Raw genomic sequence first — 18,743 nt, forward strand, 5'->3', positions numbered from 1 at the left:
AATGCTGCAAATAAGGTGGATCTGGGGATGACCCCAGTCCTCAGTGTTTTTTGATCTTAGGATCGACGGTCTCATGCACCATATTGCTGGTGAACGAGGCCAGGATCTTAGCCGCGTTATGGATCTCCTCCTCCGAATACTGGCTGGAGAGTTTCCTAACAGCGGAGTCAATGAGCTTCAGTTCATCGTTGCCCTCCTCGATTCTCTTGTCGGAGAGACGCAGGTTCTGACGCCTGTTGTCCTCCGGATCCTTCTCGCGGATGATGTATCCCTTCTTCTCCATAGCGATGATGGTTTGGGATACCAGGGCTTTGGAACTGTCGAACAGATCAACTAGGTCCGTCGCTGTACAGCCCGGTCTGGACCAAATGCTGTATAGATACAGGATCTCCTTGTGCGTGGGCCTCAGGTGCTCAGGACTGTTATTGAACAGTTTGAGCTCCATGATTGCTATGTTTGCGTAGCTCGCGAACAGGGACTGTTTGAAATCCATGTTATCGAAATCTTTTGACGCATCCATATTATTACCTGTTAACGGACTTAATATGTTAGTCTGATAAAAACCCTAGCCAAACATCGTATATCTTGGAGAACAAAAATCACTATCCAGATGCCTAGCTAAAATTGAACTGTTATCTAAATGGATTAATCAATTAAAAGGGGGATAAACCCCCTTGAATGGTTTTAAAACTCACATCTCGCCGGCCATGCCGTGAGGGCCGTTGGCGAGAGCATCGCTTGCGGCAGGCGCCGGAGGGGCCCTGCGGGATGCGATGACATCATCGATCCTGAGGATCATGTTGGAGACTTCCTCGGCTGAGTTGATTGCCTGCGACTTAACCCTGAGGGGCTCGACGACGTTGCGTGCGAGCATGTCAACAGCCTCTCCGGTCTCGAGGTCGAGTCCGAAGTACTTGGCCTTGGCGTTCTTCTTCTCGTGGGCGTTCTTCAGCTTGATGATGCTGTCGATGGGGTCAATTCCAGCGTTCTCAGCGAGAGTCCAGGGGATGATCTCCATGGCCTTCGCGAACTTCTCGATTGCGAGCTGTTCCCTTCCGCCGACGGAGGATGCGTAATCCATGAGAGCGAGCTCGACCTCGATCTCGGGTGCACCTGCTCCTGCAACGACCTTTCCGTCCTCGAGTGCGACTCCGACAGCGCGGATTGCGTCGTTGAGCGCCCTCTCGACTTCCTCGAGCACATGCTCGGTTCCGCCGCGGATGAAGATTGTGACTGCCTTTGCGTTCTTGCATCCGGTCACGAAGGACATTCCGTCCTCTCCGACCTTCCTCTCCTCTACGCATCCTGCGGTTCCCAGGTCCTTGCTGGAGATCTCCAGGACGTTTCCGCAGATTGTTGCACCGGTTGCCAGTGCGAGTGCGTCGAGATCGGATGCCTTGCATCTCCTGTAGGCAAGGATTCCTGCCTTTGCGAGGTAGTGCTGGACGAGCTCGTCCACTCCCTTGGAGCAGTACACGACGTTGGCTCCGGCCTTCTTGATGGCCTCGACCATGGCCTTCATGGAGTTCTCTTCCTCTGCGAGGAACGAGGACATCATTGTGGGGTCTGTGATCTGGATGGATGCATCGAACTCTGTCTTCTTGACCTCGAGGGCACAGGAGAAGAGTGCGATCTTTGCCTTGTCGACCTTGTCAGGCATCCTGCTGTGGACCTTCTCCTTGTCGACTACGATTCCGGTGACGATCTCGGTGTCTGCGATGGTTCCTCCGACCTTCTTCTGGAGGCGGACGTTCTTGGGGTCGACGATTCCCTTCTCGACGACTGTCTTTGAAGCCTTGACGACGAGGTCTGCCAGAAGAGACTCCTCGTCTCCGACGGACTTGCCGGTGAGGGCTGTTACTGCGACCTGCTTGAGGATCTTGTCGTTCTTTGCGTCGACTGCGATCTTGTCCAGGACCTCCATGGCCTTGGCAGCTGCCATCTTGTAACCGTTGGTGATGACTGTGGGGTGGACGTTAGCCTCGATCAGTTCCTCGGACTGCTTCAGGAGCTCTCCTGCGAGGACGACGGATGTTGTTGTACCGTCTCCGCACTCGGAGTCCTGTGTCTTAGCGACCTCGACGACCATCTTGGCTGCGGGGTGCTGGACGTCGATCTCCTTAAGGATGGTCACACCGTCGTTGGTGATGACGACATCACCGATGGTGTTGACGAGCATCTTGTCCATTCCCTTGGGTCCGAGTGTGGACCTTACCGCATCCGCGACTGCCTTGGCAGCGGAGATGTTGTTGAACTGGGCTTCTTTGTCCTTGCTTCTCTGTGTACCCTCTTTGAGTACGATGACAGGCTGATTTCCAGAACCATACATGGCTTTCACCTTTCTATGGTTCGACGATATTTTAGTTCTTCTATATAAAGTATGCTAATAGGAATTCAGAAAGGTCGGGTGAAGCCAGCGTCAATAGAAGTCCTCTATGCGCCGCTGCGTCAGGTAATCCTTGAGCACCTCCGAGTTCCTCAGCCATCTTTCCTTCTTCAGGTCCATGAACGCGTTGATCTGAGGCCAGAGTCCCTCCAGGTTCTCTGCGGTGTAGGGTTTGGTCCTGAGAGCAGCACGTACATTCTCCCTGATGTTCCAAACTCCCAGTGGGATGTCGTATCCAGGATGTATCTCCCTGAACACCAGTACGGCTGCGGAGCGTCCGATGCTTGCCAGGTATTCAGTGGCTGCCAATCTCGCGGCGTAATAGGCTCCGGTGATGTTGTCAGCGTATGATGTGCGTCCATCGAAGAACTCGTAGTCGTGGTCGAGTATCATCTCGTTAGGACTTGGGTTCCAAGAGGTCTTGGGATACCAAGCCTCGATCATCTCGTACCTCCAGGTCGTGGGCATCATGACTATGGACCACCAGTTATCCAGTTCCTTCCATTGGAAGAGCCTGAACTCATCGATGGTCTCAAGGTACCTGACATCCTTCATCATCTCCTTGCCGATCATGTCATCGACAGCGGTGATGCTCCATCTGGTGGGGACGAACCTCCTCCTCTTTCCGATCCCCATGGTGCCGACGGAGAAGGCCTTCTCTATCTCGGAAACCAATGTACCGTTGTTATATGCTGCCATGACGGCATCCACTGACCTCATATCGGTATCATAGAAGGATTTCTCCAGATTATGCTCGAATCTCCCGTTCTCAACACGGATCTCGGACATCTTTCCTGAAGGTCCGAACGGCATGATCTCGTCATCCAGGACTATCCTGCCTGAGGGCCTTTTCTCGAACATAGTCTCTACGCTGACAGGTTTCTCGGTCAATGCAAGTTCCTGCACGTTGTCAACGATCCTGCCGGATTTCTGGAAATCTGTCGCATCTATCCTGTACTTTCCACGGACAAGCTGGAATCTCATGGCGGCGATATCGTACATGGACTTGCCTCCCCAGAGCTCGGGTTTGTCCAGGACTGTGGTGTCTCCCATGTATGTGGGGAGAAGTGGACCTATCTCCACCTTTGGATAGCCGTACCTTCCCACGAAAACAGCGGGGGGTGAGCTACCAGCGATGTCGTTGCTCTTGATCTCCGGGGTGTTGAGCTTCTTGGTGTAGAACTTCACCATCAGGGGGCATCTGTCCTTTCCGCAAAGGCGTCTTGTACCCTTGCATACGTTGCAGAGACCGTTCTTCACAATGGAATCGCTATTCTCGAGTGCTTCTTCGAATAAAGTGCTCTGCTCCCCCATGGACTTAGGTATGGGTTAGATGTTAAAATAAGGAACGAATAGGAGAGACAGTTGGATTTCTCCGGTTGCAAGGGGCTGTCTCCCACTATGATTGTGCATATGGGTTGGAGAATATAAAACCCATTGATTAACAGTAGTTAAAAGTTGGATAATGGTCAATTATCGAATGTTTTTCACAGGAGGTATTTATAAAAGATGGAAAGAACGGGGCATTGCCCCGTATGAATTCATTCGTCCGAATCGGATTTCCTAGCCGTGACGGATGCGCCGTGGGCATAGAGTCCCTCGGCATTCGCGAGGGTCTCGACCGTGTGAGCGAGCTCCGCCAATCCCTCTTTGGTGAGATATTGGACAGTGGATGTCTTCATGAAGGCCATCACGTTCAGTCCGGAACAGGTCTTAGCGTGCTCGGCCGTGGGCAGCACGTGGTTGGTACCCGAAGCATAATCGCCTGCGGCCACAGGGGTGTACGGGCCGACGAAGATCGAACCAGCGTTCTTGACCTTGCTGAGCGTATCCAAGGGGTCCTTGGTCTGGATGGAAAGGTGCTCCGGAGCGATCTCGTTGATGATCTCCACAGCCAGGTCCATATCGTCAGCGATGATGTATCCTGAGTTGTTCATGGCCTTCTCGATGATCTCCTTCCTGGGAGTCTCGCTGATGAACTTCTCCATGATCTTCCAGGCCTTGTCAGGAAGTTCGGGGTCGTCTGTTACGAGTAGACAGGCTGATGATGGATCGTGCTCGGCCTGGGCCACAAGGTCCATGGCCACGAATTCGACGTCCGCTGTCTCGTCTGCAAGGACAGCTACCTCGCTCGGTCCTGCAGGGAAGTCTATGTCCACCTTGTCCCTGAGCATCATCTTTGCCGCGGTGACGAACACGTTTCCGGGACCTACGATCTTCTGGACAGGCTCAACGCTCCCGGTACCGAGGGCCATAGCGGCAATCGCCTGGGCACCTCCGCTGTAATAGATCTCGTCCACGCCTGCGATATCGGCTGCTACGAGTGTGAGGGGGTTGGCAGGAGCCGGTGTGAACATGATGACCTCGTCGACACCAGCCACCTTGGCGGGAATCGCTGTCATCAGGACGGTACTGGGGTATGAGGCCCTTCCGCCGGGGATGTAGCATCCTACCCTCTCGAGAGGAGTCGTCTTCACACCCAGGGTGATACCGGGCTCGACCTCGGTCAGCCAGAGTCCCTGGGGCTTCTGCATCTTATGGAAGCGCTCGATGTTGTACGCTGCGTTCTCCAGCTCGTCCACGACATCCTGCGAGACCTTCTCGTAGGCCTCCTCGATCTCGTCCCTCGTGACGACTATGGACTTCAGTTTCACCTTGTCGAACTTCTCTGCGAGTTCGATGAGAGCCTTGTCCCCGTCGTTGCGGACCTGGTCTATGATGCCTTTGACGATCTCGTTGACGTCGTCGACCTTCGATGCGCGATTCTTTGCCCAGAAATCCTCGCTGACTTGCTTCCACATGATTATGGCTACGACACGCGCCTGTATATTAACCCTTTTATTAAAGAATGATAACGCTTTTAACGTTACGAATATCTCGGTCTTCAGTACCATGAAGGTCATAATAATCGGTGCCGGCGCTGTCGGTTACGTAGCTGCCGAGACCATTTCGAACATGCACGATGTGCTTGTGATAGAGAACGATTCCGATATCGCGGACATGGTTAAGAACCGTCTGAATGTATCTGTTCTTCATGAGGACGGTACCAATCCAAAGACGATCAATTATGCTGTTGAGACTCATGGAGCAGACGTTCTCATAAGCACCCTGAAGAGAGACGATTCCAATCTCTTCATCTGCATGATGGCGAAGAGGATCAGACCCGAGATCGTCACCGTGGCTTCGATCACCAATCCAGATTTCATGATCGCCACCACCAAAGATGGAGTGACGGGAGTGGATGTCATAATCTCCCCTGAGCTGATAACTGCCGACAAGATGTACAGGATATGCACCCTGGAGAATGCTGTCGACTTCGAGGTCATGCCCATTTTCAACTCTTCCATGGCCGTATTCGAGGTCTCTCAGGACAGCAATATGGTCGGGAAGATTGTACAGGATACCTTCTCACTGAACGATGCAACCGTGTTCGCCATCTATCGCGGCGATGACCTGTTCTTCCAGGTGGACACGATGGAGATACACGCTGGGGACAGGATATGCGTCATGGGAACCTATGAGGCCATTTCAGGCTACAATGCATCCCTGGGAGTGGAAATCTCAGCTAAGGACATAGTTATCCTCGGAGGAACCATCGTCGGACAGCATCTGGCCTCGCTTCTGGCAGCTGATGATAAGCAGAGGTACGTCAGGATCATCGATAAGGACAATGAGCGCTGCAAGGACCTCTCTAGGAGCCTGAGCGGTGTGCTCGTCATCAACGGGGATTTCACAGATCCGGAAATTCAGTCATCTGAGAACCTTTTCAGATCCGACTGCTTGGTATCCGTAACGAATCAGGACGATACCAATCTTCTTATGTGCATGTCGGCTCAGAAGTACAACACTAACAAGATCGTATCCAGATACCTCAAGAAGGAGTATCAGGACATCTTCACGTTCACCGGTCTGGCCACCATCGTAGGATTCGACAAGATCGTATCCAACGAGATCGCCAAATGCGTCATTTCCGGGGACAAGGTGGTCATGAGGATGAGGAACAGCGATGAGCAGTTCTTCATCCACGATGTGGATTCGCATTCCAAGCTTATCGATAGGTATTACGGTGATCTCATCCTTCCTAACGGTGTGAGAGTCGTGGCCATCAAACGCAACGAAGATGTTCTTTATCCCGCCATGGACACCGAGTTCATTGAGGGCGACCGTCTTCTGGTATTCACCAATTTCACGAAGGAGAAGGATCTTGCCAAGGTCTTCGGAAGGAACATCGTTTCAGAGAGCTGATTCCAATGGGCCGTATCAAGGAAGAGAGTGTTTTGAGCAAGATCTCAAGGTGGAACAGCACCGAGATGAAGCTTTTGGGAGGGTTAGTGGCCATCATCGGAGGCACATACCTCTTCCCTGCCCTATACGCATTCCTGAACGGTGAAAACCCATTCATTTTCCTGACACCGGCCGTTCCGATGATAATCTTCGGTACGATAGTATACCTTCTTTTCGCCCCGTCGATCAATTTCAGGACGGTTAACGGACTGATCACCGTGGCTTTGGCCTGGATTGTCATGTTCGTCTGCGGATCCTTCCCGTACATCATGCTCAATTTCCCGCTGATCGATGCGGCTTTCGAATCTGTCAACGGTTTTACAACTACAGGATGCTCCACCATAGACGATGTCTATGCCTACCCGGTCAGCATCCTCATATGGAGATCCCTTACGCAGTGGCTGGGAGGTATAGCAGTCGTTATCATCTTCATGTACATCCTGCCGATGTTCGGAATGGGCCGTTCATTCTTCAGCAATGAGCTGGAAGGTTCCGGAAACAACAGGTTCTCGATGAAGCTCAGGAGCGCAGCGAAATCCTTCATATTGGTTTACGTCCTGCTATCTTTCCTGAACTTCATCATCCTGATGCTGCTGAATGTGCCTCTGGTGGATTCCATCTGTCTGTCGCTGACCACTATATCGACCGGCGGAAGCATAGTTTCCAACAACAGTATGATGGACTTCTCGCTGGCGGTCCAGATCGTCACCATGTTCTTCATGTTCATCGGAGCAGTAAACTTCTACCTGCACTTCAAAGCCATATACGGGAAGAACCTCAAGGAATACTACCACAACAAGGAGATCAAGCTCCTCCTCGGATGGTACCTTTTCGCTGCCCTGGTGATATTCGTGCTTTACGCATTCCCGATCTTCAACACTGGCAGCGTTCCACCCTCTGAATACGGAGAGACCTTCAAGAACTCGCTGTTCATGGCGATATCCCTGGGAACCACCACAGGAGCTTTCGTCATCGACACGACCGCGGCCCCGGAGATCATCATGTTCCTGTTCATCGTGCTCATGATGATCGGAGGATCTGCAGGTTCTACCGCTGGAGGTATAAAGATTACCAGGGTCAGGCTCATCCTGAAGTTCTTCCATAACAACCTGAAGAACATCCTCCACCCCAATGCAGTGTACACAGTCAAGGTTGACGGAGAGGATGTGGACGATTCCCGTGTTCTTTCAGCCGTCTCGATAATGCTCCTGTATCTAGGAACCACCTTCGTGGCGATCATCTTCCTCCTGCCGAACTGGGGCTGGGAGGAATCTCTGGGAATGGCTGTCGGTTCGATAACCAACACCGGAATAGGATTCGGTACCATCGGAGAAGCGGGAACGTACTCCTTCATAGATCCCGTCACCAAAGGGTTCCTGATGCTCCTGATGTGGATCGGACGTCTCGAGATATCCTTGGCATTGGTCTTCCTCACGCCTACATTCTGGCATGAACTGAGGATGAATATGAGGTACTCTAACTTCTTCAAGAAGTCTCAGTGACCTTCGCAGTAAGAAAGGATGTTCATGGCAGCCTTGTTGCCGGGCGAGATCTCGTTGATTGCACCGGCGGTTATCCTGGCCTTGTCGTACTCGTTGGATAGGGCCAGGCATATCCCCAAAGTCTCCAAGGCTCCGATATGCTGATTGTCCTTCTGCACAGCCCTGGCAGCATATCCGCCCGCGGCCTTGACGTTCCCTTGGATCCTCATCACATATGCCGCGATTGCATTGGAATCAGCCGATTTGTCCTTCAGGCCTTCACGGACGTATTTGACGGCCTCCCTGTCATGCCCGCCAAGCATCAGCGATGTGACATAGGCCACCCTGACATCGTAATCCTTGGGATTCTCCTTCAGAAGGGCTGATGAGGTATCAAGGGATTGCCTATGCTCCCCCACCGCGCTCTGTATCGCAGACAGCATGATCCTGTCGTTGATGACTGGATTCGATATCTGTGGATAGCACTCCATCGCGGATTCGTACTCTTCCATGTCCACAAGGCAGTGGCATCTCAGCCTCTTGACCCTGTCATCCCCGTCCATATCCTTCGCAATCTGGTATGAGAAATAGGGACATCCGAGGTTGTACAGCGCTGTGGCGATCTCGAATCCGTTCTCCGTATCGGCCATCGCGACCAGCCTGTTGGCGATCTTGGATTCCGTGCCGTCGTTCGGAAGGAGCTTCAGAAGCGACATGCACTTCAGGAGTTCGAACGGGTCGTCCGAAGATTCGGACAGAGAAAGTATCCTCTGGCTGACCCCTTCCGTGTTCCCGGACGAAATATCAGCAGAGATGCTCTTGAAAATCTCCTCGTTCGACATCGAAGTGACATCCCCGCTCATATATTTTTAACTGATGAGTCCGATTTACTTTCATGAAGATACGCTCGGTCAGTGTGGACGGGCTTTACAACGGGTTCGATTATGAGCTCAAACTGAATCCCGATCTGACATACATCCATTCTCCAAACGGTTACGGCAAGTCCACCCTGATGCACATGCTCTACAGTGCTCTCAAGGGTGACTCCGCATATCTGGAGGAGATCCCATTCAAGAGATTCGACATAGAGTTCGTGGATGGTACCGTCCTTATTATTGAGAACAAGGACTGCAAGCTGACCAAGATGGTACAGAAAATGGATCTGGACACCCGTGTGACCGATGAGGATGTCGAATCCATGTCGGACATAACATACATTGGTCCCGACCGCCTAACCATCAGGAAGAAGGACGGGCATCTTGTGAATGCCCTGGAGTTCTGTGCCCAGGAGCTGTATGAGACCATACGCCGCGCCAAGGACGACAATTCCCTGACCGAATACACCGGAGAGCGCAGGGAGATGTCCGACAGCGAACTCGACTTCTGGTGCAAGGACCTGAATGCAAAGCTCGATTTCATCAAGGACGCAGGGTTCTACCCTGTTCTTCCCACGAACATAAAGTTCCCTCCGTCCAGATACGAGATAATAGACAACAGGAAGGCCTGCGAGGATCTGGCCTATTCCATCTCGGAATACGTGGACAGGGACTATCAGCTGGCCGAGTCCATAATAGTCTTCAAGGACATCGTGAACAACATCTTCCTGAACAAGTACATCGATGTCACCGAAACAGGGAAGCTGACCGTAACCATGGCCAACGGGACCTCGCTGCAGCTGAACAAGCTGTCATCCGGCGAGACTCAGATCCTACTGATGTTCTACAATATCCTTTTCCATTCCCACCAGGACGGCATAGTCATAGTGGATGAGCCCGAGATATCGCTGCACGTATCCTGGCAGCAGATGATAGGGGACTACTTCAGTGACATATGCAGGGTGAGGAAGATTCAGATGCTTGTCGCCACCCATTCGCCCCAGGTGATACATGACAGGTGGGATCAGGCTCAGGAGCTGGTGCTGAAGAATGCGTGATTACCTTACTGTCGATGATATCTGCAACCAGATATCGATGAACAGATCCCTGTTCAAGGGAACCATACTGCTTTCTGAGGGCAACACCGACCAGAGGCTGTACGGCAAGTTCATAGACCGTAAGGGGACGAAGATCCTCCCCGCACACTCCAAGAGCAATGTCATACAGGTTGTCAACAAGATGACCGCCCGCAGGGACGGAAAGGTACTGGGCATAGTTGACAAGGACCTGGACGAACTCAAGGGCAGGGTATATTCCCCTCCGGTTTTCTACACAGACATGAGGGATCTGGAGATGATGCTGATCAACAGCGACGCCCTCGATGATGTGCTTTCAGAATACGGCGACCAGGACAGGATGCAGAGGTTCGAGCGCCAGTTCGGGAACATAAGGGAAGCTATAATCGAGGCTTCGTACCCGTTAGGGCTGCTCATGTATGTGTCCCATCTCAGGGGATACAACCTCAATTTCAAGAACCTGGACTTCAGGGATTTCATAGACAGGAAGACCCTCAAGGTCGATCTGACCAGGATGGTCCAGTCCGTCATCCAGAACACTTACGGCAGCGAGCTGTCAAGGAAGAACGTCCTCAGGGACCTTCAAAGTCAGATGTCCAACCATACCGACAAGCATATGATCGCCAGAGGACACGATGCCGTCAACGTACTGATGATAGGTCTGAAGGACGCCTTCGGAAGCTATAACTCATCAAATCTCAACGAGGGGAGCCTCGGTGGCGCTCTCAGATTAGCCTTCGATGACGATGAGTTCGAATCCACCGATCTTTTCAAGAACACCAGCGAATGGGCCTCCGAGAGGAACATAAAACTGTGGAAGATCAATCGAATTCCAGATCCTCTACCTTGATGCTGCCTGAGGATTCCATTATCTTCTTGATCCTGCGCTCGCCCTCGTCCAGTATCTCCCTGCAATGGTTCCTAAGGATGACGGCCTTCTCATAGATCTCTATGCTGCGGTCGAGGTCTATGCCTCCAGCCTCCAATTCCTTCACCAGGCCCTCCAGGGTCTCGATGCTTTCCTCGAAGCTCATCTTCTCTACTTCTTCCGAATAATCGCTCATTCCTTCATCTCCTTCGATTTGATGTCGGCCTCAGCCCTTCCATCCCTCATATGGATGGTAACGCTGTCGCCGACGTTGACATTATCTATGGTGGTGAGCACCTTCCCTCCGGGGCCGGTGATCATGCTGTATCCTCTTGTGAGGACGTTGAGCGGGTTCACACCCTCCAATTGCTTGCTGTATGACGAGAGCTCGCTCTCCTTCTCCCTGACGGAGGTCATGATACCTACATTGATCCTTTCCAGGGAGGCCTCGACGTATTCCTTCTTGTTCTCCATATCGTCCAGAGCTCTGGAGGGTTGGAGCCTTGCTTCGAGCCCCTCGAAGTCCAGGATCATGTCGTGCATCTTGTCTACCAGGGCCCTATCGGCTGATTTTGACAGGTTCTCTATCCTCATGCGCTGAAGGGACAGGGCATCCAGGCCCCTCTGCGGGTCCAACCTGGAATCCAGAACCTCGAACGAATGCTGCATCTCATCCAGAACGGAAGAGATGGCACGGTTGAGTCTGGTCATAAAAGAGGAGATCTCTGACCTCATCTCGGATTTGTCCCGTAGTATCAATGCCGCTGCCCCGGTCGGGGTTGGTGCCCTCAGGTCAGCGACGAAATCCGCTATGGTGAAATCCGTCTCGTGACCTACTGCTGATACCACAGGGACTTTGGAATTGTAAATCGCCCTGGCGACGATCTCCTCGTTGAAGGCCCATAGGTCCTCTATGGAACCTCCTCCCCTTCCGACTATGATGACATCCACTCCGGCCTTGTTCAGCAGCTCTATGCCGGCCACTATGGACTCCGCAGAGCCCTCTCCCTGGACCATCGCGGGCGCCAGAAGGATGTCCGCGGTGTACCTGGACTCTGAGGTTGTTATGATATCATGGATGACAGCACCCGTCTGGGAGGTGACCACCCCAATGGTCTTAGGGTACAGGGGGAGCTTCCTCTTGTGCGATTCAGCGAATAGTCCCTCGTCGGATAGCTTCTTCTTCAGCTTCTCAAATGCAACATATCTGTCGCCGACACCGGATTTCTCCATGGTCTCGACTATGAACTGGTAGCTTCCGCGGGCGACATAAATGTCGACGCGCCCGAACATCCTGACCTTCATGTTCTCTGTAGGTTCGAAATCGATCCTGGCGCGGGAACCCTTGAAAAGAGCGCAGCGGATCTCGCTGCCCTCGTCCTTGAGAACGAAATAGTAGTGCCCGGACGTGGATTTGGTCAATCCGGAGATCTCCCCGCTCACCCAAATATCGCTGAGACCTACAGTCCTGGAGAACAGTTCCTTGACGCGGGTGTTCAGTTGGGTTACGGTGATCACTTCGGGCATCGTTGGACCGTATGGGGACGGAGGATAAAGGATGTTGCATCGTACAATCGACCCATATGCTGTCATCAGCAATCCAGGGATCGCTCGGCGTCAGGAGCATTCGCACCAGAATGATGTCGTTTATCGAAGTCATGAGCTCGTGGACAGACACTCCCTTCTCGGTGATGGATATGAGCTTCCTGTTGTACCTTCCATATCTGGTCTCGGCTATGAGGCCGAGAGAGATCAGCTTGTCGACGACATTGACGGCAGTATGGCCGTTCTGACCGATGTGGTCGTAGATCTCCGTCCTGATATGGTCTCCATCCCTCACGAGGTAGTCCAATATCTCGAAGACGTGCCTCTCGAACACACTGTCGCCTTCCATACTCGACAGAATCTTTTCTGATTTCTTTATCATATTCTTATATCTACTTTCGACCGAAAGTATAATATTATACTGAACAGTTAGAAAAAACAGCAGATGAGGCGCCAAAATGGTAGAGAACTTGACTGAGAAGAGGATCCCCTTCGGAGGCAAATTGGATGACAGGAACAACGTTGATTCCTCGCCCAGGTCCTTCGACCAGTTGCCCAAGGATGTCCAGGAACTCCTGGTCAGCCGCAAGAACAGGCTCACCAAGGAGGCGAGATCGACCATCGCGGTTCTCGAGCAGAAGCATATGCTCACGCTCATCCTCTATCTCGACGAGATGTCCCCCGTTCTCAAAACGGACATCTACAACGATGTGTCGAGGTGCTCCAACATGACTCAAAAACTGGATGATCTGGATGGTCTTGGGCTGATTGCCACGTATTACACCGGCCGCACCAATTCCCATATCATGATGATCACCGAGAAGGGACGTCTCGTGGCGGACTGCATCAGGGAGATCAGGGGCATCATAGAATCAGACGGTCCAGATGCCTGATGTACATCTTTTGCGACAAAAAGCGACCATCTCGGGTTTTGTCAAAACTCGTTATGGATTTAGGCACGAGATTGAAAACCCGCTTAATATTCTGTTCAGATACATTGTTTCCGACCAAACTTTCGTCCTGAGGGAGGTTAGGGGCCTTATGGGATGATTGCGGTCGGGCGGTGAAAGGCCCGCGGGGCAATGTATAGGGCATGTGTCCTGCAAGTAAACGGAGATTTTTCGACATCACTCCAGTATTCCTGGAGCAACCCGGATCAGAGGTAACATCACCGCTGAAAAGGAGAAATGAAATATGAATACAAAAGGAATGAAATTCCTGGCAGTCCTGGCTGTATTGGCTATGGCGTTCGCCGCATTCGCTGTCGTCGCACCTGCGGAGACAGACGATGCGGGTGTTAACGACGGCGTCTTCACAAATGAAGAAGGAACAACTGCGGTCGTTGACACAGGAGATATCACCATCAATGCTAATACTACATGGTATGTCCGTGGAGCAGCTTCTATAACTAATGATATCACAATCAATGATGGAAAAACACTCACAATCGCTCCGGTCACCAATACAGCCGGTACCCCGGTCCTGACGTTAAGCAAAAAAGTGACCAACCTGGGAACGATGGATATCACAGGGGATACGACAATAATCGTGAACGGAGATGGCGCTGCGATCTACAGCGGCTCGAGCGAGACGACCGTGAAGGGAACCATCATCGTCGAGAGCACTGTAGCAAATGCGCTCACGATCACCCAGGGAACGGTATCCTACCAGAACATCACGACCGAATTCAAAGGCGAAATACAGGACGCTGTAATCAAGGTCGGAGGGACCGGAACCTCGAAACTCACCAACAACAACATAACCCAGAAGACCGCATACGCAGCGTGGATCGATATCGCAAATGCATCGAATACGATATCAGTCACGAACAACAAATTCACAGCGGACTTGGACGATGGAATAATCTATTATTGTATCCAGGTCGGAGGAAGTACGAGCCAGACGTTCGGTAATTACACGACAGTGGACCTAACCAAGAACACATTCACGGATATCGACGATGCCAAATATTTCGAGGCATTCGGACCTTACCACTTCATCGGAAAAGGATACGGTATAGGAGTCTCGGGAACGGCGGGAGCCGAGGTGATCGTCGATGCGACAATACCGAAGGCACAGGTCAATACCGGCGGAAACATCGGAATTGCCAGCGACCTGACCATCACCAAGCTCTTCATCCTGAACGGATCCGTGACCGTGGCCGCAGGAAAGACCCTAAAGGCCGATATCGATCTTGTCGTATGGACTACCACACCTTCGCTCGTACTCACTGCGAATGCTAATGGAGCAGTCTTCGACGGAACCATCTCCCACTACACGAACAAGGCCGTCAACTCCAGTGCAGATATGCTGGTCAAGGCTGGAACCGAAACTAACTTGACAATCGCGACAGGTTCAGTCAAGGTCACCGGAGCACTTGGAACACTCAACGGATCCAAGATCCTCGCGACCACCGGAACAGTCGTCCTTGGAAATGGAGCCGGTAGCGAGTTTGAGGTTCCCGCAACAGCAACACTCGATCTCACCGGAAATGTCACCGGTAATGTTGCCAACGCAGGAACGATCGTTCTTGAGAGCGGTGCCGACATCTCGGACCTGAACATAACTGGAACCGGAGTCATCGATGACGAGACATCCGAGAGCGACATGAAGGAGATCATCATCGGAGGAGACTCCGAGGGTAAGAGCACAGTATACTCCGCTAAGCAGCTTGTGACTGTCAGCTCCGAGATCAAGTTCTGGACCCTCAGCGAGGGATCGAAAGTCGAGATCAAGGGAGTGCTCGTCATCCCCGAGGGAACCAAGCTCACCGTCGAGGCCGATGCGGAGCTCGTCATCCACAAGAACGCCAAGCTGATCGTCTACGGACAGCTGATAATCGACAAGAAGACCGAGAGCGCGGAATCCGCCGGAAAGCTCACCATCGATGCAGGATATGTCTATGTCGAGGGAACGGTCGAGATGGACGGAATCACTTCGTTCGAGAACGGAGATGCCATCGTATCCACAGTCGAGGTCGCAGAGTCCGGATTGTTCACCATCGGTGACGACGGAACGGTCACCGAGGATGACTATTTCGAATTCATCGTCGACGACGGAGGATACCTGGTCGTTTACGGAACCATGGGAACCGTCATCAAGAACAGCGGATCTGTCACGGTCGACAGCGATGTCGCGGTGACCACCTCCACGACCATCTACAACATGGCCGCCAACGCGGTAGTCGAAATCGAGAACTACACCGTCAAGGCATCCGCCAACGGTACCGCGACACTGACCATCTCCGACAGGGACCTTGTGTTCCTCACATACTGGGGAGGAGCCGCAGATGTCGATGTAAAACTTGCTAACAGCGAGGACAAGGTCGTCATCTCGACAGGTCTCGCCGTACCCTCTGGAGAGATCACGGGAACGGATTACTCGGTCACATTCAGCGGACTGGTAGTCAAATCCACCGTTTCCTCTTCTTCGACCAGCGATGGAAGTGACGCAACAAAAGGAATCTACAACGGAAAGCAGTATTCGAAGGCACTCGTCGTCGAAGGACTGACTTCGGTCGACTACACCTATATCGGGAACACGACCGGAAGGACCGACCTCACAGCACAGGCCACGGTGTCCACATACACCGATGCCGGTGACAACAAAAAATACTGTGCGGTCAAGGTTGTTGGAGCCATCCTCATCGGCGACAACGTCACGATCGCCAACACGCGGGGTCTCCTCACCGTTACCGGAACCATCACAAACGAGTCCTCGGCAGGACTGTTCACCAACGCCGCCAAGATCACCGTATCGAACGACGGAGCCATCTCCCTTCTCGGTTCTTCCATCAATTCCGAGACCGGAATCAGCGCTGCGAAGTTCGTCGTCGTTGCGAAGGACAGTTCTGGAAGGAACTACAGGATCTACAACTACTACTCCATCGACGGCGCCCTTGCTGTCGTTAACGCCGAGGCTGTAACTGACGAGATCGTGGTCCTCGGATCCGGCCAGACCGTTTCCAAGAGCACCGATCTGCCGTCCCCGATCACCCTGGTGATCAACACCGGTGCGGACATGAAAGTCAAGAAGGACATCACCCTCACCATCAAGGACGGGGCCACCCTCAAGGGAGAGGGAACCGTCAATGTGGACGGAACCCTCTACGCAGAGGAGAAGGGAGACGTCAAGTCCGCCCTCACCATCGTCGCAGACGTCAAGACCGAAGCCCTCGACGATAAGGGCAAGGCGGCTAGGACCGGATGGATCATGTGGACCAACCTCGCCAAGGCATTATCCGATGCCGAGCCCGGTTCCATCGTCACCATCACCAAGGCAGCCGACAAGTTCGTCACACTCAGCGGAAACCTCACGGTTCCCGAGGGAGTGACCCTCGAACTGCCCGAGAACGCCGCACCTCTTCTTTTGAAGAACGGTGTGACCCTCACCGTGGACGGTATCATCATCGTCGGATCCAACATCTACGCCCAGCAGGCATTCGGTCTTGAAGCGCAGAACATGAAGCTTACCGGCACGGCTAGCAGGTACTCTTCCGCCATCGTCGTCAACGGAGCCTTCATATCCGCAGTCGCAGTCGGATACGACGACGGATACGCGTCAGTCACCGACCAAGATCCAAAGACTCCCGATGCGAACAAGATCGCACTGCTCGGAGGAAACTTCATCACTGGTCAGGGTTACATTACATACAATACGGTTAATACCAACCTAAGTTCCCCTACCACCGCACCCATCGCCGGTGCTTACTACCAGGTGAAGGACGGCAGCAAGACATTGTACGTGGTCTCATCGCTGTCCTATGCAGCTATGGTCAACGACTACATCGTCGGAGATATCACGATCCACGGAAAGGTAGCTGCTTCTGTGGTGGCATTTAAGGAGACCAACTACTTCAGCACCATCACTGTTCCTGAGGATGGTAATGTCACCGCACCCACGAGCACAGCCACCGGCTGCGCAGTGGGCACATCCCTGTCAGTGCTGTCTCTCGTCCTCGACGGGGTCACCGTGACTGCCATCAGTCCCGTCACCGGATACATCGGTGACATCGACGCCACCATGGCGTTCACCGCAGTGAAGGGAATCGCGACGGATGCATTAACCATCAAAGAGAACGACGGAAAGCTCTATGTCACCGGTACGATGGTTGCGTCCGCTACCGGATCATCCGCATCGGTCTCATCCGGAACCGTCTATCTCGGAACCAGCGACGCTACCTTCACCTACACCGGAGAAAGCAACAACCTCCTCATCGAGAAGGGCGCCAAGGCCGTGGTCGAGAAAGTGACTAGTATCAGCGGAATCAGGGTCGAGGGAACCTTCGAGGTCCCTGCAAACAAGACAGTTCCGGTAACCAACCTCATCGATCTCGGAACCGTGACCGTCGCACCCGCGACCAGCACGACCGCCAAGGGATCCCTGACCGTTACCAACCTCTACATCGGTGCGGACGCTGCACCCAAGAATGCGAAGACCTTCGCCACCGCAGCTTTCAACGGGCCGGTAACTCTTGTAACATCAGCGATCGTCATGGGCGATGCAGAGCTCGACTACGATGCCCTCACCGCACTGGCAGCACATTATGATACCTCATTCGTCATCGACGATGATGTGTACTACACCGTCTATGCTGTAGCAAATAATGTGGCCCTCAGCACTTACACCGTATACAAGCCCCTCATCTCGGAGGCAGTGATCTCCGCTTGGTTGGACGAGAATGGTGATGCTCTTGCTAATGATGCATACATCGGAACCTACGACGCGGTTTATGCAGAGATCGTAACGAAGATCTACAGCGTGACCGTCATCACCGACTCCGGAATCAAGTCCGTCGCCATCGACGGAATCGAGATGGTAAGGCAGTCCGGAACGAACATCTTCACCATGGGAATGACCAATGGTGATTACACGGACACCCTCTCCAAACTGAAGACGGGCACCTACAAGATCACCTACACCCTGTACAGCACTTACCAGGAGGACAACAACGGAGTCATCCTGTACACTGCTGACGGTACGATCCTGAAGGACATGAAGTTCTCTGCTTCCGGTGCATCCGATTACAAGACCGTCTCTCTCCAGTTGAACGGAACCGAGCTCATCCCCGAGCCCGCTCCCGAGGAGCAGCAGTCCGAGTGGACCATCACCACCATCCTGCTCGTCATCCTCGTGATCCTGATCGCCGTCATGGCAGTCATCGTCGCATTGAGACTCAACAGGAGCTGAAGGTAACTTCGGAATAAGGTGCAACGAAAACCGATAACC

General features: G+C 52.8%; 14 protein-coding genes. 7 read left to right on the forward strand and 7 right to left on the reverse strand.

Annotation, left to right across the window (positions count from 1 at the left end):
• Positions 1 to 40 precede the first annotated feature (40 nt).
• From PED39_06935 to hisD, 4 genes are all read right to left on the reverse strand, one after another.
• On the reverse strand, positions 41 to 520 hold the full coding sequence (locus tag PED39_06935) for a MarR family transcriptional regulator (GenBank protein WII07319.1): 480 nt from the start codon (positions 518 to 520) through the stop codon (positions 41 to 43).
• Between the two features lie 171 nt (positions 521 to 691).
• Positions 692 to 2,329, reverse strand: a complete 1,638-nt coding sequence (gene thsA, locus PED39_06940; GenBank protein ID WII07320.1) for a thermosome subunit alpha — start codon at positions 2,327 to 2,329, stop codon at positions 692 to 694.
• A gap of 90 nt (positions 2,330 to 2,419) precedes the next feature.
• Positions 2,420 to 3,700 (reverse strand): Nre family DNA repair protein, encoded by a 1,281-nt coding sequence (locus PED39_06945; protein ID WII07321.1) that lies wholly within the window; start codon positions 3,698 to 3,700, stop codon positions 2,420 to 2,422.
• 227 nt (positions 3,701 to 3,927) lie between these two features.
• Entirely contained in the window at positions 3,928 to 5,187 is a 1,260-nt protein-coding gene (gene hisD, locus PED39_06950; GenBank protein ID WII07322.1) for a histidinol dehydrogenase, read from the reverse strand.
• A gap of 91 nt (positions 5,188 to 5,278) precedes the next feature.
• Here hisD and PED39_06955 point away from each other — a divergent pair, with 91 nt between their 5' ends.
• Together PED39_06955 and PED39_06960 are read left to right on the forward strand one after the other, a co-directional pair.
• Positions 5,279 to 6,631 carry an NAD-binding protein gene (locus PED39_06955; GenBank protein WII07323.1) on the forward strand — a complete coding sequence of 451 codons (1,353 nt, stop codon included), beginning with the start codon at positions 5,279 to 5,281 and terminating at the stop codon, positions 6,629 to 6,631.
• A gap of 5 nt (positions 6,632 to 6,636) precedes the next feature.
• Positions 6,637 to 8,172 (forward strand): hypothetical protein, encoded by a 1,536-nt coding sequence (locus tag PED39_06960; protein WII07324.1) that lies wholly within the window; start codon positions 6,637 to 6,639, stop codon positions 8,170 to 8,172.
• On the opposite strand, the gene PED39_06965 is transcribed toward PED39_06960, so the two are convergent.
• The gene (locus PED39_06965) at positions 8,166 to 9,014 is read right to left on the reverse strand and encodes a hypothetical protein (protein WII07325.1); all 849 of its coding nucleotides are present in this window, start codon (positions 9,012 to 9,014) and stop codon (positions 8,166 to 8,168) included. The two genes, PED39_06960 and PED39_06965, sit on opposite strands and share 7 nt — an antisense overlap.
• Positions 9,015 to 9,046: 32 nt before the next feature.
• Here PED39_06965 and PED39_06970 point away from each other — a divergent pair, with 32 nt between their 5' ends.
• Both PED39_06970 and PED39_06975 read left to right on the forward strand, forming a co-directional pair.
• A complete protein-coding gene (locus PED39_06970; GenBank protein WII07326.1) occupies positions 9,047 to 10,084 on the forward strand; it encodes an AAA family ATPase in 1,038 nt (345 codons plus the stop codon).
• The gene (locus tag PED39_06975; GenBank protein WII07327.1) at positions 10,077 to 10,952 is read left to right on the forward strand and encodes a DUF4435 domain-containing protein; all 876 of its coding nucleotides are present in this window, start codon (positions 10,077 to 10,079) and stop codon (positions 10,950 to 10,952) included. The genes PED39_06970 and PED39_06975 overlap by 8 nt, the downstream gene beginning before the upstream one ends.
• Here the strand turns inward: PED39_06975 and xseB are convergent.
• Positions 10,924 to 11,166, reverse strand: coding sequence for an exodeoxyribonuclease VII small subunit (xseB, locus tag PED39_06980; GenBank protein ID WII07328.1), 243 nt, complete (start codon positions 11,164 to 11,166; stop codon positions 10,924 to 10,926). The two genes, PED39_06975 and xseB, sit on opposite strands and share 29 nt — an antisense overlap.
• Positions 11,163 to 12,497 carry an exodeoxyribonuclease VII large subunit gene (gene xseA, locus PED39_06985; GenBank protein WII07329.1) on the reverse strand — a complete coding sequence of 445 codons (1,335 nt, stop codon included), beginning with the start codon at positions 12,495 to 12,497 and terminating at the stop codon, positions 11,163 to 11,165. The genes xseB and xseA overlap by 4 nt, the downstream gene beginning before the upstream one ends.
• A 139-nt stretch (positions 12,498 to 12,636) precedes the next feature.
• Between xseA and PED39_06990 the strand changes: the two genes are divergently transcribed.
• The 3 genes from PED39_06990 to PED39_07000 all read left to right on the forward strand — a co-directional run bounded on the left by PED39_06990 (position 12,637) and on the right by PED39_07000 (position 18,704).
• Complete coding sequence (locus PED39_06990; protein ID WII07330.1) at positions 12,637 to 12,885, forward strand: hypothetical protein; 249 nt, start codon at positions 12,637 to 12,639, stop codon at positions 12,883 to 12,885.
• 88 nt (positions 12,886 to 12,973) lie between these two features.
• Positions 12,974 to 13,408, forward strand: coding sequence for a hypothetical protein (locus tag PED39_06995; protein ID WII07331.1), 435 nt, complete (start codon positions 12,974 to 12,976; stop codon positions 13,406 to 13,408).
• A 301-nt stretch (positions 13,409 to 13,709) separates the two neighbouring features.
• Positions 13,710 to 18,704, forward strand: a complete 4,995-nt coding sequence (locus PED39_07000) for a hypothetical protein (GenBank protein ID WII07332.1) — start codon at positions 13,710 to 13,712, stop codon at positions 18,702 to 18,704.
• Positions 18,705 to 18,743: the final 39 nt, after the last annotated feature.

The sequence above is a fragment of the Methanomassiliicoccales archaeon LGM-RCC1 genome (assembly GCA_030168575.1).
GTDB lineage: Archaea > Thermoplasmatota > Thermoplasmata > Methanomassiliicoccales > Methanomethylophilaceae > Methanoprimaticola.